Below are 20,753 nucleotides of genomic sequence, written 5' to 3'. Positions count from 1 at the left end.
ATTCCGCCCATGATGATGACCTACGGCACCTTCGTATTTTCCTTGTCCACCGCCGCCTATGAGCAACTGCAGCGGCAGATGACGTGGAAGCACGCCTCAAGCGAGCGCGTGGGCGCGCGCCCTGCTCGGCAGTACGTCGGCCCCGGCGATGACACCATCACCCTGCAGGGCACGATCAGCGCTGAGCTGACCGACAACCTGCTGGTACTGGACGAACTGCGCGAGCTGGGCGACGAGGGGCGTCCGCATGCCCTTGTGGAAGGCACCGGCCGCGTCTATGGCGCCTACCTGCTCGTCAGCCTCAACGAAACCCGCAAGGAACTCTTCGGGGACGGCGTCCCGCGCCTGATCGAGTTCCAGCTGCAGCTGGAGCGCGTGGACGATAGCTCAGCCGAGGCCAGCGCGTGAGCGGGGCGCCCTATCCACAGGTCGCATGGCGCGTAGTGCTCGACGGCCAGGATCTGACCGAGCGGATTGCACCCCGGCTGTTGGATCTGACCCTCACCGAAAGCCGGGGCGATGAGGCTGACCAGGTCGATCTGCGCGTCCACGACCATGACGGACGGCTGGCCCTGCCCCGGCGCGGCGTGACATTGGAGGTCGCCATCGGATGGCGCGATAGCGGCCTGTTCGAGAAGGGCACGTTTGTCGTTGATGACGTGGAGCACAGCGGCGCGCCTGACATTCTCACGATCCGTGCGCGCTCTGCCGACCTCACCGGTGCCGTCCGCAGCCGGCGCGAACGCAGCTGGCACGACACGACCCTGGGCGCGATCCTGGGCACCATCGCCGGCGAACACTCGCTGCGCGCATCCATCGCCGAGGATCTGGCCAAGGTGCGTGTACCCCACCTTGACCAGGCCAACGAGAGCGACATCAACCTACTGACGCGCCTGGGCAAACGCTTCGACGCTGTGGCCACGGTCAAGGCTGGGACGTTGGTGTTCGCGCCCATCGGTTCGGGTACCACGGCCAGCGGTCAGCCACTGCCTGGCGTAACCATCGTGCGCGCATCTGGCGACCAGCACCGGTTCTCGGTATCTGACCGCGATACCTACACCGGCGTGCGCGCCTACTGGGGCGACCGCAGTGCGGCACGGCGCAAAGCGGTGCTGGTCGGTACCGACAAAAACGAGAAGAAGCTGCAGCCGACTTACGCCACGGAGAGCGAGGCCCGGCAGCAGGCGCAGGCAGAGTTCCAGCGCTTAGGGCGCGGTACCGCCCAACTGAGCTACCGACTGGCGCTGGGGCGCGCAGACATCTACCCAGAGCAGACCGTCAACGTGAGCGGGTTCAAACCGGAGATCGACGGCACCGACTGGCTGGTGGTCAAGGCGACCCACACCGTCGACGGCAGCAGCGGTTTCGTCACCGCATTGGAGCTTGAACGCGGCGGCGGATCCACTGAAGAATCTTCGGCTTCACGTAGCGCGTGACGACTCCGGCCACCAGGAACAGGGCCGCGTGGGCAAGGGTCGACCCACAGGCCGACTCGACCGCAGGTGAAGGATAGGTTGCCTGCCAGATCGCCACAGCAATGAGGGCAGTGGACAAAGGGCGCCCCGTTTCCGTGGGCGCCCTTCTTGGTTCTTCGATGCAGGCGGCGCGCGGTCGCTCTGCGAGGGGGCACTGCATCTGCACGTCACCCGTGAACACCTGGCCGATCACGGCCCCTTCAAACACGGTTTGACCGCTGCAATCGCACGTCACCGCACCACGCTCCACACCCGCACTGCAACCCATAGTCCTTCACTCCCTATCGCGCGCCACACCGGCGCCACATGCGCGGGTAATAGCGGCCTGAGTAGAGGTTGGGGTGAGGCTATGCGTGCGGCTTTTTCGCTGCCTTGGCGGGCTTGACCACGATCTTCTGTCCACGCAGGTCAACGTCGCCGCTCAGCTGCTGGCCGATCGTTGCATTGGGGAAATTGGTACGGGGGGCTGCGCCGACCTCCTGAGCGTCGCCAGACAACGCCGCCAGGGCAGCAACCCGCGCATGCGGTGTCGCTTTTCGCCACATCGCGAGCAGATCTGCGTCGGCCTCGCTCACGCGGTCGCGGCGCCCCACCAGCAGGTAGGTCACGTCCACGCCCAACTTGTCGCCCTCAACGAAGTAGGCGCCGCCCGGGAGGTGTGCGTCCTGCTCGAACAGGATCTGGGTCCGCTTGGCCACTCCGCAGGCCGCTGCCATGGCTTCCTGAGTCAGACCCAGTCGCTTCCTTTCTTCCTTCAGCCTTGTACCCACAGACACTTGAAAACCCCCTTGACAGGTGCAGTTAACTTCACCAAGATTCACGCAGCTTTTACACAGGGGAAACGGAATGAAGGCCAAACGGACCGCCAAACCGAAGCTGCGTACGCCGGACCAAGCCCGGCAGTGGCTGCGCGATAACGGCATCACGGTCATCGCCTTTGCCGAGCAGAACGATCTCTGCCGGCATGCGGTGAATGACGCCTTGCGCGGTATTGGCAAGGGGAACTATGGGAAGTCCCACGCTGCTGCTGTTGCGCTTGGCATCAAGCCCGACCCCAATTCTTGCACAAATCCCAGCAAACCCGCGCGTAGGAAAACCCCGTGAGTTCGCCGCTGGGAGGCCGTGCCGTTTTCTCCTGCGAGGCCTGCGGGAGCCGTCTCATCAAGCGCACCAGCTCGCTGGCGCACAAGTTCCTGCGCAACGACGCCTACGTGTGTGAGAACCCTCTCTGCGGTGCCAGCTACAGCGGCCATTCCGAGCTGACAGGGATCGCCAGCCCGAGCGGCGTGCCCAGGGCGCTGCCCAGCGAGTTGCCGCCCACGCCGGGCTTCCTGCGTGCCCAGCTGCATCAGGCATGGAAGCAAGACCGGGGATGCAACCAGCTCGATCTGCTGGATGCGGTAGAGGCTGCGACCGAACGCGGCGCGCAACACAGCGCCTAAGAGAGGCGTACCGATGTCCTACACAACCAACCCGGCGGCTCAGCCGCCGGTGCAGGAGCACTGCGCGTGACCATTCAGAAAACACATCGAGACGGCTGGGCGACGGCAATGGCCCCCGTGCTTGTTGCAACGTCTGCCAGGGAAAAGCACGTCTCGTTCGCCGAGAAGCAACGCGAGGCTGCTGAGCTGCGGGCGGACGTTGACGCGCACATCGCCGCCGGTGGTGCCTTTGAGGTTTTGGCTGGCTACGCCTCCGCCGTGGTGCGCGCATGAACGCTCACACCCTATCGCCCAACCCCAGCAAATCCCATCAAATTCCCTTGACACCTGCCCACGGACGGAGCAACTATTCACACGTCGCCGCCAATTCGGCGACCGGGATTGGTCTCCCGAACGAAATGCGCGCGAAAGCGCCAATGTCACCAGCAGGCGCTTTTTTCGTGCCCGAGCTGCGTGCCGGGCGCGTGTGCCCCCAGCCTTCTTATGGTGGGCGGCGCGGTGGGAGCCTCGGCTCCGCCGGGTTGCGCATATCCCCGGTAGACCAACTCCGCGTCGTCCACCACCCCCGATTGGTCTCGGCGGTGGCGGACTCCTCGACACGATGGAGTATGCGCACCATGAGTAATGACGCCCCAACTGCGTCCAGCGACAGCCCCCTGCGGCAGCTCGCCTTCGTTATCGGATTTATCGCTGACACCACGGAGTGGCGCCACGATGAGTATCAGGTCCTCACCGCCCGACTGCTCGCCAACGGCAAGCCCGTCCTCGCGCTCACCTTGGGCGATGTGCTCGACGCAATCACCGCCACCATGGAAGCCGGTCGCACGCCGCCCACCGACAGCACGGGGGCGCAGTGATGGGCAAGCACGATTCAGCCTCCAACCTTCGCCCGGTAATCGACCTGGTCTCGGCCAGCCCCGGCATCGTTGTCCGCGCCTCCACTGACAAGAATTGCGTGTACGTGTCCTGCGTACATGCCGAGTCCGATGTGTGCGTTTCTATGGTCGCGGCGTACTCCCATGTGATCCGACCTGCAGCCGAGCACGCGCTGCAAGTTGGCCAATCGATTTTCCTGCTCGCCCACGGCGAAGCCCAGCGCTTCTTCGCATGGCTGCATGGCGACAGCGAAAGCGCACCGGGAGTTCACTGATGCCGAACAGAAACAGCCACCTGCCAACCGAGCCCAATCCGGGTCCTCCAACGGCCGCCGATGACAGGGACGCGCAACTGATCGCCGGTGCGGACTATCAGCGCCTCTGGCGCGCCGCGTATGCATGCCGGCTCCTTGCGACGATCACCGAAGAGGTGGCCAAGGCACACGGCATCGACCCCAACGATACCGCCGCCGTCGCCGAGTACATCCGCGACGACATGTATCTGATTCTCAGCCGCTCCAAGCCCGCCGACGAATAACTCAGTACCGCTCCGACCCAGCGGCGCGCCAACGCCGCTGGGTCGGAACCCCCTGCTCAGGAGAGAGCTATGTATTACCCCAACACCACCGCCTCATCCGCGGCGAAAGGCTGACCTGGCCATGCAAGAAGACATCCGCCAGCAAGTCCTGCAGCGCGTGGAGCGGGACTACGGCCTCAAGCACCGCAGCAGCACCGACTACATGCGTGGGGGAAAATGCCCTCATTGCGGCAAGAAGGAGCTCTACACCAGCTACTCGAAGCCGTGGGTGCTGCGCTGTGGCCGGCAGGCAAAGTGCGGACAGGAGGTGTTCGTCAAAGACCTCTACGACGACCTGTTTGACGACTACTCCAAGCGCCATGTGCAGACCGAAGCCAAGCCGAACGCTGCGGCCGACGCATACCTGCAGACCGCGCGTGGGTTCGATCTGCGTGCCCTGCAGGGCCTGTATACGCAGGACAACTACTACGACCGCCGCATCTCCGCCGGTACCGCCACCGTGCGCTTCCCGCTGGCCAAGGGGGGCTGGTGGGAGCGCCTGATCGACCGCCCGCATCGGTTCGGTAAGCAGAAGGCCCGCTTTGCACCCGGCCAGAGTTACGCCGGCGTGTGGTGGGCGGCTCCGGCTGCGCTGTCCGCCATGCGCGACGCCCGCGAGGTATGGATCGTGGAGGGCATCTTCGACGCCATTGCCCACCTCCAGCGCGGCAGCTGCGCCGTGTCGGCGATGTCGAGCAACGCCTACCCGGAAGCCTCCCTGCGCGAGCTGGCAGCGTCACGCCCTGGCAACCTCCCCACCCTGATCTGGGCATTGGACAATGAGCCCGGCGCGCGCGCCTACATCCAGCGGCACGCAAAGCGCGCGGAGAAACTTGGCTTTAAGTGCAAAGCGGCCCAGATCGTCCAGCGCGACGGGAAGAAGACCGACTGGAACGACCTCCACCTGCGCGCACTGGCGGCAGACGACCAGCAGGGCCAGTGGGACGCTGACCTGGCCGAGGCCCGCTACCAGGGCGACCTGCTCATGGCACGCACTGCCATGGACAAAGGCCTGATCATCTACGGCCACGACAAGCAGTCAGAGTTCCATCTGGAACACCATTCGCGCCTGTACTGGTTCGAGTTCGACGCATTGCGTTTCGAGAAGCTTTGCCGCGAGCGGTCCAGTGACCGTGACCTGGCCGAAGACGAGGCGTTGGAGGACGAGGAGATCGCCAAGATCCAGCGCGCTTCTGCCTCCGTGCGCCAGATCGCCAACTGCTACCCCGAAGCACTGTACTTCCAGCGCCATGAAGCCACCGACGAAAGCTGGTACTTCTTCCGCGTGGATTTCCCCCACGATGCGCCCTCGGTCAAGGGCACCTTTACCGGCCCCCAGGTCGCCAGTTCAACCGAGTTCAAGAAGCGCATCATCAGCCTGGCCCAGGGCGCGGTGTTCAGCGGATCGGGCCACCAGCTGGACCGCATGATGGAAGACCAACTGTTCAACATCAAAACCGTCGATACGGTCGATTTCGTGGGCTACAGCCCTGACCACGGCGCCTACATCTTTGGCGACATCGCGGTCCGCAATGGTGAGATCAGCCTGGCCAACGCCGAAGACTATTTCGAGTTCAGCAAGCTGCGGCTCAAGACCACGCAGAAGTCCATCCGGATGGACATTCAGCGCGACCCAGAGGCGTTCCGCACAGAGTGGATGGAATGGCTGTGGTTGTGCTTTGGTACGCACGGCATGATCGCCCTGATCTTCTGGTTCGGCTCGTTGTTCGCAAATCAGATCCGCAGCGCCCATAAATCCTTCCCCTTCCTCGAAGCCACCGGCGAAGCCGGCGCCGGCAAGACCACGCTGCTGACGTTCCTGTGGAAGCTCTTGGCCCGCAGCGACTACGAAGGCTTTGACCCCGCCAAGTCGTCCAAGGCCGGTCGTGCGCGCGCGATGGGCCAGATTTCGGGCATGCCCGTCGTGCTGCTCGAGGCCGACCGTGACACGCCGGACAAGGCGCATTCAAAGTCCTTCGAGTGGGATGAGCTGAAGGACTACTTCGGCGGCGGCACGCTGGCAACGCGTGGCGTCCGCAACGGCGGCAATGACACCTACGAGCCGCCCTTCCGGGGCACCATCGTGATCAGCCAGAACGCAGCCGTGGATGCCAGCGAAGCGATCCTGACCCGTATCGTCAAGCTGCACTTCCGCAAGCCTGTTGTAACCCCTGAGAGCCGCATTGCGGCCGACAACCTCAACGCCCTGCAGGTGGAAGACCTGAGCCACTTCCTGATCAAGGCGGTGCGCTCGGAAGGCCAGGTGCTGGCCAAGTTTAAAGAGCGCGTGAGCTACTTCGAGGCCCGGCTACGCGAAAAGACGGATCTGCGACTGGAGCGTGTCATCAAGAACCACGCGCAGATGCTGTCGCTGCTCGACTGCCTGCGCCTGGTGATCGACGTGCCCGAGCACATGGTGGTGGCCACCCGTGACGCGCTGGTCGCTGCAGCCATGGAACGCCAGATGGCCATCAGCGCGGACCACAAGATCGTCAACGAGTTCTGGGAGACGTACGAATACCTCGAAGGCTTGGCCAACGGCGAGCGCCCAATGCTCAACCACTCGCGTGACCCCAACAAAATCGCGATCAACCTCAACGAGTTCGTGGCGAAGGCCGGCCAGCATGGCCAGGCGGTTCCAGACCTGGTCGACCTCCGCAAGCATCTGCCCGATTCGCGGCGCTACAAGCTCATCAGCGCCAACACGGCGGTCAACAGCAACATACGCAACACCATGCTCGGCAGCAGCTTCACGGTGAAGTGCTGGGTATTCAAAGCGAAGTAAGGCGACGTGCAACAAAGCGGTCCGGCGGGCGGTGCGCCAACACCACCCCAAGGCCATCTACCAACAGAAGCTCAGGAGAGAGCAATGCAAAAGATGAACGGCGAAGCCGCAACCACCCCCACATCTCCGCTGGATTCCAGCACCGGACACGGGGCGGAGGCTACCACGGGTGCGGGGAATGTGGGGATTGAAGGGGGAACGGCCGAAGAGTGCAGCGCCACGCTGGTGCTGCATGTCACCCACAACAAGGTGATCGCCACGGCGACCCTGAACATGGGGAGCACCAAGATTGCCCAGCGGGTGTTGGAGCGCCGCAAGGGGAACAGGAGCGGCTGGGTGCTGACCAAGGGCAGCGAAGAGTTTGACCAGGACCGCGACTGGATTTCGGCCGAGCTGGCTGAGCTGGCTGACCGCCTGCCCTTCCCGTTCGAGCTGGCCAACATGCTGCCGGGGCGCAGGGCCTCCACAGGCTCGGTCGCCCAGGCTGCGCAGGAGGTGGCCAATGGCTAAGTCGGTCGTCGTTTACGGGCCGCAGGGCAGTGGGAAAACCCTTCATGGCCGTGCCATCGCCGAGAAGCACGGCGTGAGCCGGGTGATCGATCTGGAGGACGTGCAGCTCATGGGGGAACGCCTGCAACGGCAGGGCTTCCTTTACCTGTCCTGCAGCCAGAGCTACGCGGAGCGAGCCGCCGGGCTGCTCGGCACCGAGGTCATTCACATTGACCAGGCACTGGCCAGCGTCGGCATCACCAAGGCGGGAGTTTCCCATGGCTGAGCTGCTCCTGATCCTGCTGGCCCCCGCCGCCGGCGGTGCCTTGCTGCACCGCCTCTGGATCAACCGTCCCGCGCCTCGGCGCCACAGTGGCTTGGCGGTCGGGCAGATCCCGCAGCGGCTGCGCCGCCGCCGCCCGCAGATGGCAGTGCGCCGCGTAGGGGGTGCCGCGTGAACCTTGACCGTGTGATCAACGTGGCGTTGTATGCCAAGCGCCGAGGCAACACCGGGCCGCTTTCGACGGGCGAGGCCCTGACGGCTGCTCTGGTACTGAATCGGCACGACTGGTTAAAGGAGATGGACTACACCATCGCCCAGGCTCTCGACCGCATCGATCAGGACACCATCCTGCACCTGGCCGATGCTGCATGTAGCGTGGCGGAGGCGTCTGCATGACGCAGCGTGAATTTACACCGCCCCGAGCGCTTCCGAAGTGCAAGGAGGGCCACCACCCACGCTATATGGTCGACGGGCGCCGTTTGGAGGCAAAGGGCGGACACTTCGTTGAATGCCGCTGTGCGCGAACCCCGAAGTGCGCCACCTTCGACCTGGCTTGGGCACACTGGCACAAGATTCACGGTACCCATCCCGTCTCCGCCCCGCATGTAGCCCACGACGCCGTACCGCAGTTGCAGTTGCGGCTGGTTGGAGGGACGCAGCGATGAGCGCCCAAGCAACATTGCGCGGCGGAGGGTTTGGAACTTTCTGGCTGTTGTTCGGCCAGTTCGGACCGACCATGACCGTCGAGCAGCTGCGCGATGCGTACTTCCCGGGTAGCAAGATCAAGACCATGGCCAACAAGCACAGCGCGGGGCTCCTGCCGGCGCGGACCGGAGAGGTCTACGACACGCGCGACGTGGCCAGTTGGTGGGACGCTCAGCGACAAGAACGCGCCTCATGACTCGTAACGAAAAAGGCCGCCGCAGGGCGGCCTTCTTCATATATATACGAGCCAACGCAGCGGATCTAGTCAGTGTCCTGACGAGAGTGTGGCCCCGGGCGTCCGGTGCTTTCCAAGGCGGTCCACGAGCGTCTCGCTGGCGTCATTGAGGCCAACAACTTCGACGTAGGCACCATGTTGGCGCAGCTTCATCACTGTCCGGTCAAGCGCATCGACCGCCGTCAGATCCCAGAAATGCGCGTCCGTGAGGTCAATGGTCACCTTCTTCGGCACAGCGAGATAGTTGAAGCTGCTGACAAACTGCCCTGCGGACGCAAAGAAAACCTGTCCCTTCACCGAGTACGTAACGGAGTCTGCATCTTTCACAGACTCGACCACAGACAGCATCCCACCGACCTTACGCGTGAAGAAGACCGCCGACAACACGACGCCAGTCAGCACGCCCTTGGCAAGGTCATGGGTGGCCACGGTCACGATAACCGTGCCAACCATCACTACCGACGAGCTTTTCGGATGGATGGCGAGCTCGCGCAGCGAACGCCAGCTGAAGGTGCCGATGCTGACCATGATCATCACGGCCACCAGAGCTGCCATCGGAATCTGACTCACCAAGCCGGACCCGTACACCACCAGCAGAAGCAAGACTACGCCAGCTACCAGGCAAGAAAGCCGGCCACGCCCTCCCGACGTGATGTTGATCACCGACTGGCCGATCATCGCGCAGCCCGCCATGCCGCCGAAGAAGCCCGTGACCGTATTGGCCAACCCTTGGCCTGCACATTCGCGGTTCTTCTGGCTGGGCGTATCGGTCATGTCCTCTACGATCTGCGCCGTCATCAGCGACTCCAGCAGGCCTACCACCGCCAGCGTTGCCGACACCGGCAGAAGGATCTGCAACGTTTCCCAGGTCAGTGGCACGTCGGGAATCAGGAAGATCGGAAGACTGTCTGGTAGTTCGCCCATGTCGCCCACGGTTCGCACCTCGAACCCGAAGTACATCGAAGCGGCAGTCAGTACGACTATGGCCACTAAGGGCGACGGAACCGCTTTGGTCGCAAGCGGGAACAGATAGATGATCGCCAGGCCCGCCGCGCAGATTGCATAAACCAGCCAAGGCATGCCGATCAATTCTGGCAGCTGTGCCAGAAAGATCAGAATGGCCAGCGCGTTGACGAATCCGGTCACTACAGAGCGTGATACGAACCGCATTAGTGAACCCAAACGCATGGCACCCGCGAGCATCTGGAGAATGCCCGCGAGGATCGTTGCAGCAAACAGGTACTGAATGCCGTGTTCCTTAACCAGTGTCACCATCAGCAGCGCCATAGCGCCGGTCGCTGCTGAAATCATGCCAGGTCGACCACCGGCAATTGCGGTAATAACGGCGATACAGAAGGAAGCGTACAAGCCAACTTTAGGATCTACGCCAGCGATGATAGAAAATGCAATCGCTTCGGGGATAAGCGCCAATGCAACCACGATGCCCGAAAGCACATCGCCTCGAACGTTGCCGAACCATTGCTGGCGCAGGGGAAAAATAGCAGACATGGATAGTGATCTCCGCGCACAGCCGTGCGCGCCAAAACGAAGGGACAAACAGGCACCCATTCCAGACATCGTCGTCTGGATCGCTTCCATCAAAGCATTAGGGTGGAGTCATCAACCGAGGTCTTGGGATTCGTAAGCTGAGGATTGTAGCCGAATTTGGAATTACAGGAGGCAGTGCGAGGCAAACGCTCGCTGCAAGAGCGCTGGCAGCGAACAAACGTGCCATTAATGTGCCAAGCGCCTGGAAAACCCTGCTACACAAGGATGTCGATCCAGTCCATCATCGGGGCGACGGACAGGCGCAGGGAAGCGGCGTAGCGGTCTGCGGGGGTGGCAGGCTGGGTCATTGGAATCTAGGCAGGCAGAGATGGCTGGCTTTGCCAGCGCGATCAATAGTTTACCTGTGCCGGATGAATGCTGCCCGTGGGGCCGGAACGAGTGTTGGAGGGGTGGATGCCCCCAGCCCAAGGGATTGCCCACCACGGGGAGGAGGCCTTGGTAGGGTTGGTCGTCAGACAACTGCCGATAACGGTGATCGGCCCTTTAGCGCATGACCTTTCTGGCAAGGTCGCGCTTGCTTCGTTGAAGGTCATGCGCCACCGCGCCGATCATTCGTATCGGCAGTTGTCTGGCGACCAACCCTACCGGCGTCGTGCCATTGCCTTCGTCAGCGCCAGCGTCACCCACGCACGGTACTCTCGACGGACTGGTATTCGTTGCCAAAACCACACCTATGCGTTTCCTGCACCCTTCCACCTTCGACAGCACCACCGAACAGGGAGTGCTGCGCCTGTCGATCGCCGCCTCTTTCGGTGTCGCGGCCATTGCCGTCGCCTTCGGGCTTTATGCCAATTCGTCGTTGATCATCTTCGACGGCATCTATGGCCTGATCGATGTGGTGATGACCTGGCTGTCGCTGCTGGTGGTGCGGCTGATCAGCATGTCCACCAACGTGGATGCGTTGCAGTCCCGCTTGAACCAGCGCTTCACCATGGGCTTCTGGCACCTGGAGCCGATCGTGCTGGGGGTGAGCGGTACGTTGATGATCGGCGCAGCGTTGTATGCAGCGGTCAACGCGGTGGATGCGCTGATGTCCGGCGGCCGCGAGATCGCACTGGGACCCGCCATCGTATTCGCGTTGATTTCCATCATCGTCGAAAGTGGCCTGGCGCTGTTCGTGCGCCGTGCCAATCGCACGATCGGCTCGGAGTTCATCGCGCTGGATGCGAAGAACTGGATGGTGGCCGCAAGCATGTCGGCAGCGTACCTGGTCGCTTTCGGTGGCGGTTGGTTGCTGCGCGGCACCGAATGGGCATGGCTTGTGCCCTACATCGACCCGGCCATCCTGCTGCTGGTCTGCCTGTTCGTGGTGGTCGCGCCGCTGGGTACGGTTCGCCAGGCGCTGTCGGACATCCTGTTGATCACGCCCGTCGAGCTGCAGGCGCATGTGGATGAAGTCGCACGCGGCATCGTCGCCAAGTATGGCTTCATCGAGCACCGCAGCTACGTGGCCAAGGTAGGACGTGGCGATCAGATCGAACTATTCTTCGTGGTGCCGGCAAATGACCCGCCGCGTCAGCTGGTTGAATGGGACCAGCTGCGCGATGAGATCGGTGAGGCGTTGGGCGAGGAATCGACGGACCGGTGGTTGACGATCATGTTCACCACAGATCGAGAATGGACGATCTGATTGCTCAGAGCATCATGCCGCCTGCAGCCCCTGCTTCCACTGCCGCGGCGACTGCCCGGTCTGCGACTTGAACGCGCGCGACAGGGCTGCTTCACTGCCATAGCCCACATCAATTGCAATCCGCTTGAGCGGTTGTCCTTTACGCAGCGCCTGCTGCACCAGGCGCGTGCGCCAGCCCTGCAGGTAGTGGCCGGGGGTGCTGCCGATGGTGTCGCGGAAGCTGTCGGCGAAGGCGCTGCGCGACATGCCGGCACGCTGGGCGAGCGATTCCAGGGTCCATTCCTGCGCGGGCTCTTCGTGCATCGCTACCAGGGCGTGACGCAGGCGCGGGTGGGCCATGCCGGCCAGCAGGCCGACGCGTAGCTGGCCGCTTTCCATCAGCGCGCGCAGGATCTGGATCATCACCACTTCGAACAGCCGGTCCAGAAGCGCCTGGCGACCGCAACGCTGGGCGAAGGCTTCTTCGAACAGCACCGAGAGGATGGGCTGGCCACCGTACAGTTCGGCGAGCGGCAGGCAGATCACCGGCGGCAGTGCGGCGGACACCGGGTTGTTGCCGCCGCCTTCGAACTGGAGGTGGGCGCAGGCGAAGTCGGCGCCAGTGTCCGGGTCGGTGACGAAGCGGTGGGCGAGCGGGCGTGGGTATACCAGCACGCTGGGCTCGGTGATCTCGATGACGCTGCCGTCGGCGTGCTCGACGCGGACCTGGCCGTCGCGGATCAGATGCAGCTGGCCACGCTCGCCGTCGGCTGCGAGGTCGTTGATGCCGCACAACGCGCCGGCGTGGAAGACTTCGGCATTGACCGCGAAGCGGCCGAGCAGGGATTGCAGGCGGTCGACCATTTCGGACTCCAGATCAAGTTTGCTGGATGATATGTTGCCACACGTCCGACCCGGTGGCGCACAGTACACCTCACCAACCGGTCCATTCCTTACACAGCCAGGAGCATTCCCATGTCGATTGAAAAGGTTCTTTACACCGCACACGCCACCGCCACCGGCGGCCGCGAAGGCCGCGCCACCTCGTCGGACAACGTGCTGGACGTGCAGCTGTCCACCCCGCGCGAGCTGGGCGGCACCGGGGGCCCGGGTACCAATCCGGAGCAGCTGTTCGCGGCGGGCTATTCGGCCTGCTTCCTGGGCGCGCTGAAGTACGTGGCCGGCCAGGCCAAGGTTGCGCTGCCGGCCGAGACCAGCATCACCGGCAACGTGGGCATCGGCCAGATCCCGACCGGCTTCGGCATTGAAGTGGAGCTGCAGATCAGCGTGCCGGGCCTGCCGCGCGAGCAGGTGGAGGAGCTGGTGCAGAAGGCGCATGTGGTGTGCCCGTATTCGAACGCCACGCGCGGCAATATCGATGTGACGTTGACCATCGTTTGATGGCGGAGCGTGCCGACCAACGGTCGGCACCTACCGTCATCGACATGTCGGTGGGTCACGACCGTCGCTGACGTGTCGGTGGGTCAGGACCGTTGGTCGTGACGAAAAAAATGGGCGGATGCCGGTCGCGTTGACCGTGCATCCGCCCATCCCACCGCGGTGGATCCCGTTTCCGGGATGCATTCGTTGTCCCGGTTATTTTTCCGGGGTTACCAGCTGCACTACGCTGGAGAAGTCGAGCTTGCCGCGGCCGGCCTGGTGGTTCATCGAGTACAGGTTGCGGGCCAGTTCGCCCAGCGGGATCGAGGCGCCCACGCTCATGGCCGCTTCCACGGCCAGGCCCATGTCCTTGAGCATGAGGTCGCTGCCGAAGCCGCCGCTATAGCCGCGCGAGGCGGGGGCATTTTCCAGCACGCCCGGCCACGGGTTGCACACTTCGGTGGCCCAGCTGCGGCCGGTGCTGACCGCCATCATCTGCGACAACACCTTCGGGTCCAGGCCGTGCGCCACGCCCAGGGCGATGGACTCGCCGGTCACCGCCATGATCACGCCCAGCGCCATGTTGTTGCACAGCTTGGCGACCTGGCCGGCGCCGCTGGCGCCGACGTGGAAGATGTTCTTGCCCATCGCCTGCAGCAGCGGGCGCGCGCGCTCGAGTGCGTCGGCTTCGCCGCCGACGATGAAGGTCAGGGTGCCGGCAGCAGCGCCGGCGGTGCCGCCGGAGACCGGTGCGTCCAGCATCTGCAGCCCGCGTGCGGCAGCGGCTTCGGATACCTTGCGCGCGGTCGCCGGGGCGATCGTGCTGCAGTCGATGACCAGCGCGCCACCAGGAATGTCGGCCAGCAAGCCGTCGTCGCCCAGGTACACGCTTTCGACGTGACGGCTGGCCGGCAGCATCGAGATGACCACTTCGGCGTCGGTCAGCGTATCCAGCGCCGAACTGGCTGCGGCGGCGCCGGCGTCGACCGCGGCCTGCACGGCGGCGGGCACCAGGTCGAACACGCGCACGGCGTGGCCGGCCTTGGCCAGGTTGGCGGCCATCGGGCCACCCATGTTGCCCAACCCGATGAATGCAATACGGCTCATGCAAGGCTCCTTTCAGGAACGGTGGCGCCGAGGTCGGCCAGCGGATGCGTGGCGGCGTTCCAGGGCGAAACGAAGAAGGTCTGCGCCCACTGCGGGGTCGCTTCGGCCAGCGTGGCCGGCTGCCAGCGCGGGCTGCGGTCCTTGTCGATCAACAGCGCGCGGATCCCTTCGGCGAAATCGCCGTGGCCGGCGCTGTGCAGGGCGGCGATGTACTCGAAGCGATAGACGTCGGCCAGCGACGCACCGGCGGCACGCTGCTGCAGTTCCCAGGCCAGCCGTGCCGAACCCGGTGCGCCGGCGGCCAGCGTCGCCTGCGCGGTCTGCAGCCAGGCATCGTCGGTCTGCAGCGCGCCGATCGCATCGACCACGGCGGTCACGTCGTTGCCTTCGCACAGCGCGTCCACCGTGGCGGCATTGCGCAGCAGCGGGCCGGTGGCCGCGTCGCTGGCGTGCTCCTGCAGCAGGGCGCTGAGTTGTTCGTGGTTGCGCTTGGCGTCATCGTTCCAATGCACCTGCGCCAGCGCACTGAACACGTCGGCACGCTGGGCCTCGGCGATGTGGATGTCGGCCAGGCCGGCGTAGATGGCATCGCCCGCGTTGAGCGGTGCGCCGGTGAGCGCGAGGAACAGGCCGCCCTTGCCCGGTACGCGCGGCAGCAGCCAGCTGCCACCGACATCCGGGAACAGGCCGACGGTGATCTCGGGGAACGCCAGTTTCGAGCGCTCGCTGACCACGCGATGGCTGGCGCCGGACATCAGGCCGATGCCGCCGCCCATGACGATGCCGTGGCCCCAGCACAGGATCGGCTTGGCATAGGTATGGATGAGGTAATCGACGCGGTATTCCACGTCGAAGAACTCGGCGGCATACGCGTTGTCGCGCACGTCGGTGGCGCCGGCGTCGCGGTAGGCGCGCATGCTCTGGTACAGGCTGTGCAGGTCGCCGCCGGCGCAGAACGCCTTTTCGCCAGCACCCTGCAGCACCACCAGCGCGATGCCGTCGTCGGCCGCCCACGCCGTCAGGCGCTCGTGCAGCAGGTGCGCCATGGGCAGCGAGAACCCGTTGAGGGTGCGCGGTGCGTTCAGCGTGGCGATGCCGATGCGCTTGCCGTTGGCGGCGGGCTGTTCTTCGAACAGCACCGGCGCCTCAACGGGGGCCTCGGGAGTGCTCATGCGTTCTTCCACTGCGGTGCGCGCTTTTCCAGGAAGGCGTTGACGCCCTCGGCCTGGTCGGCGCGGTCGAACAGGTCGACGAAGGCCTCGCGCTCGGCGACCAGCGCCGACGCATGGCTGATGCCACTGCGGGTGGCCTGGACCAGGGTCTTGCAGGCCGCCACGCTGGACGGGCTCTGCTTGCCGGCCTTGTTCGCCCACTCGATCGCCAGCGCCCTCGACTCGCCCTTGCCGACTTTTTCTTCGGCCAGGCCAATCCGCACGGCGGTATCGGCGTCGATGCGCTCGCCCAGCAGGATCAGGCGCTTGGCCCAGCCCTCACCGACCAGGCGCGGCAGGTTCTGGGTACCGCCGGCGCACGGCAGCAGGCCGACGGTGGCCTCCGGCAGCGCGACCTGGGCGTGTTCTTCGATGATGCGCAGGTCGCAGGCCAGGGCGCATTCCAGGCCGCCGCCCATCGCGTAGCCGTTGATCGCGGCGATGGACACGCCACGGAAACCGGACAGTGCTTCGAAGGCTTCGCCGAAGCGTCGCGCAGCCTCACGGGCCAGCGCCTTGTCGCCAGAGGCGAACTGCTTGAGATCGGCGCCGGCGGAGAAGAACTTCTCGCCGCCACCGGTGATCACCAGTGCGTAGATGCTGCTGTCGGCATTGAGCGCGCCGACCAGGTCGCGCAGCGCGGACAGGCTGTGCACGGTCCAGGTATGGGCCGGCGGGTTGTCCAGGGTCACCACGGCGGTGTGGCCGTCGGCCTCGACCTTCAGGCCCACGTGTTCCTGTTTGCGCCAATCCATCATCGCAGTTCCTCTTCGGTGTTGAGCAGGTGGCGGGCCACGATCACACGCATGATCTCGTTGGTGCCCTCCAGGATCTGGTGCACGCGGCTGTCGCGCAGCAGGCGTTCGATCGGGTATTCGCGGATGTAGCCGTAGCCGCCGTGGATCTGCAGGGCATCGTTGCAGACCTGGAAGCCGGCGTCAGTGGCGAAGCGCTTGGCCATCGCGCACCACACGTTGGTATCGCTGGCACCGGCGTCGAGCTTGCGCGCGGCGGTGTGCACCATCTGGCGTGCCGCCACCAGCTGGGTGGCCATGTCGGCCAGCTTGAACTGCAGCGCCTGGAAATCGGCCAGCGGCTTGCCGAACTGGCGGCGCTCGCCCATGTAGCGGCGCGCGGCGTCCAGCGCACCCTGCGCGGCACCCAGCGAGCAGGCGGCGATATTGATGCGGCCGCCGTCCAGGCCCTTCATCGCCAGCTTGAAACCGCTGCCCTCTTCGCCCAGCAGGTTGGCCACCGGCACGCGCACGTTCTCGAAAGTGATGCCGCGGGTGGGCTGGCTGTTCCAGCCCATCTTCTCTTCCTTGCGCCCATAGCTGATACCGGCCAGGTCGGCCGGCACCGCGATGGCGCTGATGCCGCTGGCACCCGGCCCCCCGGTGCGCGCCATCACTACCAGCAGTTCGGTGGCACCGGCGCCGGAAATGAAGGCCTTGGAGCCATTCAGCACGTAATGGTCGCCATCGCGCACGGCGGTGGTCTTGAGCGACGCCGCATCCGAACCGGCACCCGGTTCGGTCAGGCAGTACGAGGCCAGCCTGCTGCCCGAGGACAACGCCTGGCCCCACTCGGCGCGCAACGCTTCGGTGCCCCAGCTGGAGACCATCCACGAGGCCATGTTGTGGATGCTGACGTAGGCCGCGGTGGACGGGTCCACGTTGGCGAGCTCCTCGATGACGACGGCGGCGTCCAGACGGCTCAGGCCGCTGCCACCGACTTCAGGATCCATGTACAGGCCACAGAACCCAAGTTCCCCTGCCTTGGCGATCGCCTCGCGCGGAAAGATGCCCTCCGCATCCCATCGCGCGGCGTGCGGCGCCAGTTCTGCCTGGGCGAAGTCACGCGCGGCCTCTCTATAGGCCTGCTGCGCTTCGTCGAGTTCCGTCGTCATCGAGTTGCTCATAAACACTCCGTGCCTTTGCAGGCGCTTACTTCAGGCTGATCGTGGTGTTGACGCCGTGACCCAGGGTCTCGTCATCGAACCAGCGCGCGGTGATGGTCTTGGTCTGGGTGTAGAACATGACCACCTGCTTGCCATACGGACCCAGGTCGCCCAGCTTGGAGGCGCGCGAACCGGTGAACGAGAACAGCGGCACCGGCACCGGGATCGGCACGTTGATGCCGACCTGGCCGACATCGATTTCTTCCTGGAAGCGACGGGCCGCGGCGCCGGACTGGGTGAACAGTGCGGTGCCGTTGCCGTTGGGGTTGCTGTTGATCAGGTCGATGGCGTCGTCCAGCGTTTCCGCTTCCAGGATCACCAGCACCGGCCCGAAGATTTCTTCGTCATACACGCGCATGCCCGGCTTGACGCCGTCGAAGATGGTCGGGCCGACGAAGTTGCCCTTCTCGAAACCGTCCACCTGCGGGTTGCGGCCGTCGAGCACCAGCTTGGCGCCCTGCTCCACGCCCGAGGCGATCAGCGCTTCAACGCGCTCGCGGGCGGCGCAGGAAATGACCGGGCCGACGTCGGTACCGGCCACGCTGCCGGCGCTGACCTTGAGGGTCCTGGCCTTGGCGACCAGGTCCGGCACCCACTCGCGGGCTTCACCGACCAGCACCAGGGTGGAGGCGGCCATGCAGCGCTGGCCGGCCGCGCCGAAGGCGGCACCGACCATGGCGTTGAGGCTCTGTTCCTTGTTGGCGTCGGGCAGCACCACGGCGTGGTTCTTGGCGCCCATCATGCACTGCACGCGCTTGCCGGCCAGCGAGGCGCGGTTGTACACGTGGGTGCCGACGCGGGTGGAACCCACGAACGACACGGCCTTGATGTCCGGGTGGTGGCAGATCGCATTGACCACTTCCTCGCCGCCGTGCACGACGTTCAGCACGCCCTTCGGAATGCCCGCTTCCAGCGCCAGTTCGACCAGGCGCATGGTGACCATCGGGTCCTGTTCGGACGGCTTGAGGATGAAGGTGTTGCCGGTGGCGATAGCCATCGGGAACATCCACAGCGGGATCATCGCCGGGAAGTTGAACGGGGTGATGCCGGCGCACACGCCGAGCGGCTGCAGCAGGGTGTAGGTGTCCACGCCGTTGGCCACGTTGTTGGCCAGTTCGCCCAGCTGAAGGTTGCCGATGGCGGCAGCGTGCTCGACCACTTCCAGGCCGCGGAACACGTCGCCTTCGGCGTCGGGCACGGTCTTGCCCTGCTCGGCGCTGAGGATGTGGGCCAGCTCGCTCATGTGCTCGCGGATCAGCTGCTGGTACTTCAGGAAGATGCGCGCGCGGGTGCCGATGGGGGTCTTGCGCCAGGTCTTGAAGGCTTCCTTGGCCGAGGCCACGGCCGCGTCCACTTCGCCCACGGTGGCGAACGGCACCTGGGCCAGGACGTCCTGGGTGGCCGGGTTGACCACGTTCTGCCAGTGCGAGCTGGCCGATTCGACGAACTGGCCATCGATCAACATGCGGATACGGGGCGCTGCAACAGTCATGGCAATACCGGCGGGGTGCGAAAGGTGATTGGCATTATTCACAGGCAAGCCCTCGATTTCCGGGCTGTCTGCGCTTAATCTGGCCAACGCGAACTACGATTCTTGTTAATTCTGTGAATAGCCAGCCTCCCCAACGCCAGATCGGCCTGCGCCTGCTCCGCCTGCGCGAGCAGCGCGGCTACACCCAAGCCGAGCTTGCCCGGGCGCTCGGGCTATCGGCCAGCTACCTGAACCAGATCGAGCGTAACAAGCGCCCGCTGACCCCAGCAGTGCAGTCCAGGCTGCGCGAGGTGTTGGGCGACGTTTCCGGCCTGTTCGATGTAGATGAGCCCGGGGCGCTGCAGGAAGCGTTGGGCGAGACGCTGCGCGACCTGGGCCTGGATGAGGTGAGCAGCACCGAGCTGCGGGCGATGGCGGGCAACCTGCCGCAGATCAGCCGGGCCCTGCTCGACCTGCACCGCCGCCACCTGCTGCTGCGCGAACACGCCGCCGCGCTGGAGTTCCAGCTGGGCGACCCGCAGGCCGGGCAGGCGCTTCCGGCCGGCGACCAGGTACGCGACTTTTTCAACCGCATGCACAACCACATTCCGGAGCTGGACGACTTGGCCGAGCAGCTGTTCGGCGAATGGGGGTTGGTGGCCGGGCACGTGGCGCCGCGCCTGCGCCAACTGCTGGCCGACCGTCATGGGGTGCTGGTGGAAGTGGCGCCGCTTCAGGCCGGGCGCAAGAAGCGCGTGTATGACGGCGGCAGCCGCACGTTGTGGCTGCCCGATTATCTGGAACCGGGCCAGCAGGCGTTCCAGATGGCCGCCGAGCTGGCGCTGCTGGGGTATGCGGCGCAGATCGATGCGGTGATCGCGCGCGCCGGTTTCCGCGAGCCGGAGCAGATCGCGCAGGCGCGCATCGGCATGTCGAATTACTTCGCTGGCGCGTTGGTGATGCCGTATGCGCAGTTCCTGCGCGCGGCCGAGCACAGTGCCTACGACATCGATGCGCTGGCGCATCGCTTCGGGGTAGGGTTTGAAGCGGTGTGCCACCGGCTGAGCACGTTGGCGCGGCGCAGTGCGCCGGGGCTGCCGTTCTTCTTCATCCGCGTGGACCGCGCCGGCAATGTGTCCAAGCGCCACTCGGCCACTGATTTCCACTTTTCGCAGGTGGGCGGTTCGTGTCCGCTGTGGATCGTGTATGAGGCCTTCAACCAGCCGGGGCGCGTGTTGACCCAGACCGCGCGCATGCCGGATGGACGGAGGCATTTCTGGCTTGCCCGGCAGGTAAGCAGCGGTCCGGTTGGCCACGGCCAGCCGCGCAAGACGTTCGCGGTGGCGTTGGGTTGCGACCTGCAGCACGCCGAGCGGTTGATCTATTCGCGCGGGCTGGATATCCAGAGCCCAGGCAACTCGGTGTCGATCGGCCCGGGCTGCCGGGTCTGCCCGCGCGAGGACTGCATGCAGCGCGCGTTTGCGCAGTTGCCCGGGCGTGCGTGACCGGGTCCGGGTAGCGCCGGCCGTTGGCCGGCCCTCGGGATGCCGCAACGTTCATGAGGGCCGGCCAACGGCCGG

Annotated in this window: 25 protein-coding genes; 17 read left to right on the top strand and 8 right to left on the bottom strand. The window is 65.0% G+C overall.

Annotated elements, in window-relative coordinates; translation table 11 throughout:
• The first annotated feature begins 9 nt into the window (after positions 1 to 9).
• Both RWO33_RS05540 and RWO33_RS05535 read left to right on the top strand, forming a co-directional pair.
• Positions 10 to 408: a phage tail protein gene (locus RWO33_RS05540; RefSeq protein WP_314102934.1), complete on the top strand. Its 399-nt coding sequence runs from the start codon at positions 10 to 12 to the stop codon at positions 406 to 408.
• Entirely contained in the window at positions 405 to 1,436 is a 1,032-nt protein-coding gene (locus tag RWO33_RS05535) for a phage late control D family protein (RefSeq protein WP_314102932.1), read from the top strand. The genes RWO33_RS05540 and RWO33_RS05535 overlap by 4 nt, the downstream gene beginning before the upstream one ends.
• Before the next feature lie 386 nt (positions 1,437 to 1,822).
• Here the strand turns inward: RWO33_RS05535 and RWO33_RS05530 are convergent, their stop codons facing one another.
• Positions 1,823 to 2,191, bottom strand: coding sequence for an XRE family transcriptional regulator (locus tag RWO33_RS05530; protein WP_314102930.1), 369 nt, complete (start codon positions 2,189 to 2,191; stop codon positions 1,823 to 1,825).
• A 130-nt stretch (positions 2,192 to 2,321) separates the two neighbouring features.
• Here RWO33_RS05530 and RWO33_RS05525 point away from each other — a divergent pair, with 130 nt between their 5' ends.
• The 12 genes from RWO33_RS05525 to RWO33_RS05470 all read left to right on the top strand — a co-directional run bounded on the left by RWO33_RS05525 (position 2,322) and on the right by RWO33_RS05470 (position 8,827).
• Positions 2,322 to 2,579 (top strand): DNA-binding protein, encoded by a 258-nt coding sequence (locus tag RWO33_RS05525; protein WP_314102928.1) that lies wholly within the window; start codon positions 2,322 to 2,324, stop codon positions 2,577 to 2,579.
• Positions 2,576 to 2,917 carry an ogr/Delta-like zinc finger family protein gene (locus tag RWO33_RS05520; RefSeq protein ID WP_314102926.1) on the top strand — a complete coding sequence of 114 codons (342 nt, stop codon included), beginning with the start codon at positions 2,576 to 2,578 and terminating at the stop codon, positions 2,915 to 2,917. The genes RWO33_RS05525 and RWO33_RS05520 overlap by 4 nt, the downstream gene beginning before the upstream one ends.
• A gap of 66 nt (positions 2,918 to 2,983) precedes the next feature.
• Positions 2,984 to 3,190: a hypothetical protein gene (locus RWO33_RS05515; RefSeq protein ID WP_314102923.1), complete on the top strand. Its 207-nt coding sequence runs from the start codon at positions 2,984 to 2,986 to the stop codon at positions 3,188 to 3,190.
• 344 nt (positions 3,191 to 3,534) lie between these two features.
• Positions 3,535 to 3,774: a hypothetical protein gene (locus RWO33_RS05510; RefSeq protein WP_314102920.1), complete on the top strand. Its 240-nt coding sequence runs from the start codon at positions 3,535 to 3,537 to the stop codon at positions 3,772 to 3,774.
• On the top strand, positions 3,774 to 4,067 hold the full coding sequence (locus RWO33_RS05505; RefSeq protein WP_314102918.1) for a hypothetical protein: 294 nt from the start codon (positions 3,774 to 3,776) through the stop codon (positions 4,065 to 4,067). Before RWO33_RS05510 ends, RWO33_RS05505 begins: the two co-directional genes overlap by 1 nt.
• Positions 4,067 to 4,330 carry a hypothetical protein gene (locus tag RWO33_RS05500; protein WP_314102916.1) on the top strand — a complete coding sequence of 88 codons (264 nt, stop codon included), beginning with the start codon at positions 4,067 to 4,069 and terminating at the stop codon, positions 4,328 to 4,330. Before RWO33_RS05505 ends, RWO33_RS05500 begins: the two co-directional genes overlap by 1 nt.
• A 121-nt stretch (positions 4,331 to 4,451) precedes the next feature.
• On the top strand, positions 4,452 to 7,154 hold the full coding sequence (locus tag RWO33_RS05495) for a toprim domain-containing protein (protein WP_314102913.1): 2,703 nt from the start codon (positions 4,452 to 4,454) through the stop codon (positions 7,152 to 7,154).
• Between the two features lie 84 nt (positions 7,155 to 7,238).
• On the top strand, positions 7,239 to 7,664 hold the full coding sequence (locus RWO33_RS05490; protein ID WP_314102911.1) for a hypothetical protein: 426 nt from the start codon (positions 7,239 to 7,241) through the stop codon (positions 7,662 to 7,664).
• Positions 7,657 to 7,929 (top strand): AAA family ATPase, encoded by a 273-nt coding sequence (locus tag RWO33_RS05485; protein WP_314102909.1) that lies wholly within the window; start codon positions 7,657 to 7,659, stop codon positions 7,927 to 7,929. The genes RWO33_RS05490 and RWO33_RS05485 overlap by 8 nt, the downstream gene beginning before the upstream one ends.
• Entirely contained in the window at positions 7,922 to 8,101 is a 180-nt protein-coding gene (locus tag RWO33_RS05480; protein ID WP_314102906.1) for a hypothetical protein, read from the top strand. Before RWO33_RS05485 ends, RWO33_RS05480 begins: the two co-directional genes overlap by 8 nt.
• The gene (locus RWO33_RS05475; RefSeq protein WP_314102904.1) at positions 8,098 to 8,322 is read left to right on the top strand and encodes a hypothetical protein; all 225 of its coding nucleotides are present in this window, start codon (positions 8,098 to 8,100) and stop codon (positions 8,320 to 8,322) included. Before RWO33_RS05480 ends, RWO33_RS05475 begins: the two co-directional genes overlap by 4 nt.
• Before the next feature lie 265 nt (positions 8,323 to 8,587).
• Entirely contained in the window at positions 8,588 to 8,827 is a 240-nt protein-coding gene (locus RWO33_RS05470; RefSeq protein ID WP_314102902.1) for a hypothetical protein, read from the top strand.
• A gap of 69 nt (positions 8,828 to 8,896) precedes the next feature.
• On the opposite strand, the gene RWO33_RS05465 is transcribed toward RWO33_RS05470, so the two are convergent.
• The gene (locus RWO33_RS05465) at positions 8,897 to 10,375 is read right to left on the bottom strand and encodes a SulP family inorganic anion transporter (RefSeq protein ID WP_314102900.1); all 1,479 of its coding nucleotides are present in this window, start codon (positions 10,373 to 10,375) and stop codon (positions 8,897 to 8,899) included.
• Between the two features lie 733 nt (positions 10,376 to 11,108).
• On the opposite strand from RWO33_RS05465, the gene RWO33_RS05460 reads away from it, so the two are divergent.
• Positions 11,109 to 12,065 carry a cation transporter gene (locus RWO33_RS05460; RefSeq protein ID WP_314102897.1) on the top strand — a complete coding sequence of 319 codons (957 nt, stop codon included), beginning with the start codon at positions 11,109 to 11,111 and terminating at the stop codon, positions 12,063 to 12,065.
• Positions 12,066 to 12,077: 12 nt separating this feature from the next.
• On the opposite strand, the gene RWO33_RS05455 is transcribed toward RWO33_RS05460, so the two are convergent.
• Positions 12,078 to 12,908, bottom strand: a complete 831-nt coding sequence (locus RWO33_RS05455; protein ID WP_314102894.1) for an AraC family transcriptional regulator — start codon at positions 12,906 to 12,908, stop codon at positions 12,078 to 12,080.
• Positions 12,909 to 13,019: 111 nt separating this feature from the next.
• Here RWO33_RS05455 and RWO33_RS05450 point away from each other — a divergent pair, with 111 nt between their 5' ends.
• Entirely contained in the window at positions 13,020 to 13,445 is a 426-nt protein-coding gene (locus RWO33_RS05450) for an organic hydroperoxide resistance protein (protein WP_314102891.1), read from the top strand.
• A 195-nt stretch (positions 13,446 to 13,640) separates the two neighbouring features.
• Here the strand turns inward: RWO33_RS05450 and mmsB are convergent, their stop codons facing one another.
• Genes mmsB through RWO33_RS05425 form a run of 5 tightly spaced genes read right to left on the bottom strand, consistent with a single transcriptional unit; the run spans position 13,641 to position 19,194 of the window.
• A complete protein-coding gene (gene mmsB / locus RWO33_RS05445) occupies positions 13,641 to 14,531 on the bottom strand; it encodes a 3-hydroxyisobutyrate dehydrogenase (RefSeq protein WP_314102888.1) in 891 nt (296 codons plus the stop codon).
• On the bottom strand, positions 14,528 to 15,703 hold the full coding sequence (locus RWO33_RS05440) for an enoyl-CoA hydratase/isomerase family protein (RefSeq protein ID WP_314102885.1): 1,176 nt from the start codon (positions 15,701 to 15,703) through the stop codon (positions 14,528 to 14,530). Before RWO33_RS05440 ends, mmsB begins: the two co-directional genes overlap by 4 nt.
• Positions 15,700 to 16,500 carry an enoyl-CoA hydratase gene (locus tag RWO33_RS05435; protein ID WP_314102882.1) on the bottom strand — a complete coding sequence of 267 codons (801 nt, stop codon included), beginning with the start codon at positions 16,498 to 16,500 and terminating at the stop codon, positions 15,700 to 15,702. The genes RWO33_RS05440 and RWO33_RS05435 overlap by 4 nt, the downstream gene beginning before the upstream one ends.
• Complete coding sequence (locus RWO33_RS05430) at positions 16,497 to 17,663, bottom strand: acyl-CoA dehydrogenase family protein (protein ID WP_314102879.1); 1,167 nt, start codon at positions 17,661 to 17,663, stop codon at positions 16,497 to 16,499. Before RWO33_RS05430 ends, RWO33_RS05435 begins: the two co-directional genes overlap by 4 nt.
• A 25-nt stretch (positions 17,664 to 17,688) precedes the next feature.
• Positions 17,689 to 19,194 (bottom strand): CoA-acylating methylmalonate-semialdehyde dehydrogenase, encoded by a 1,506-nt coding sequence (locus RWO33_RS05425; protein WP_314102876.1) that lies wholly within the window; start codon positions 19,192 to 19,194, stop codon positions 17,689 to 17,691.
• 113 nt (positions 19,195 to 19,307) lie between these two features.
• On the opposite strand from RWO33_RS05425, the gene RWO33_RS05420 reads away from it, so the two are divergent.
• Positions 19,308 to 20,678 (top strand): short-chain fatty acyl-CoA regulator family protein, encoded by a 1,371-nt coding sequence (locus RWO33_RS05420; protein ID WP_314102873.1) that lies wholly within the window; start codon positions 19,308 to 19,310, stop codon positions 20,676 to 20,678.
• Positions 20,679 to 20,753: the final 75 nt, after the last annotated feature.

It is taken from the genome of uncultured Stenotrophomonas sp., from assembly GCF_963519925.1.
Classification (GTDB): Bacteria; Pseudomonadota; Gammaproteobacteria; order Xanthomonadales; family Xanthomonadaceae; genus Stenotrophomonas; species Stenotrophomonas maltophilia_AE.
This window is presented reverse-complemented; position numbering and strand designations above follow the sequence as displayed.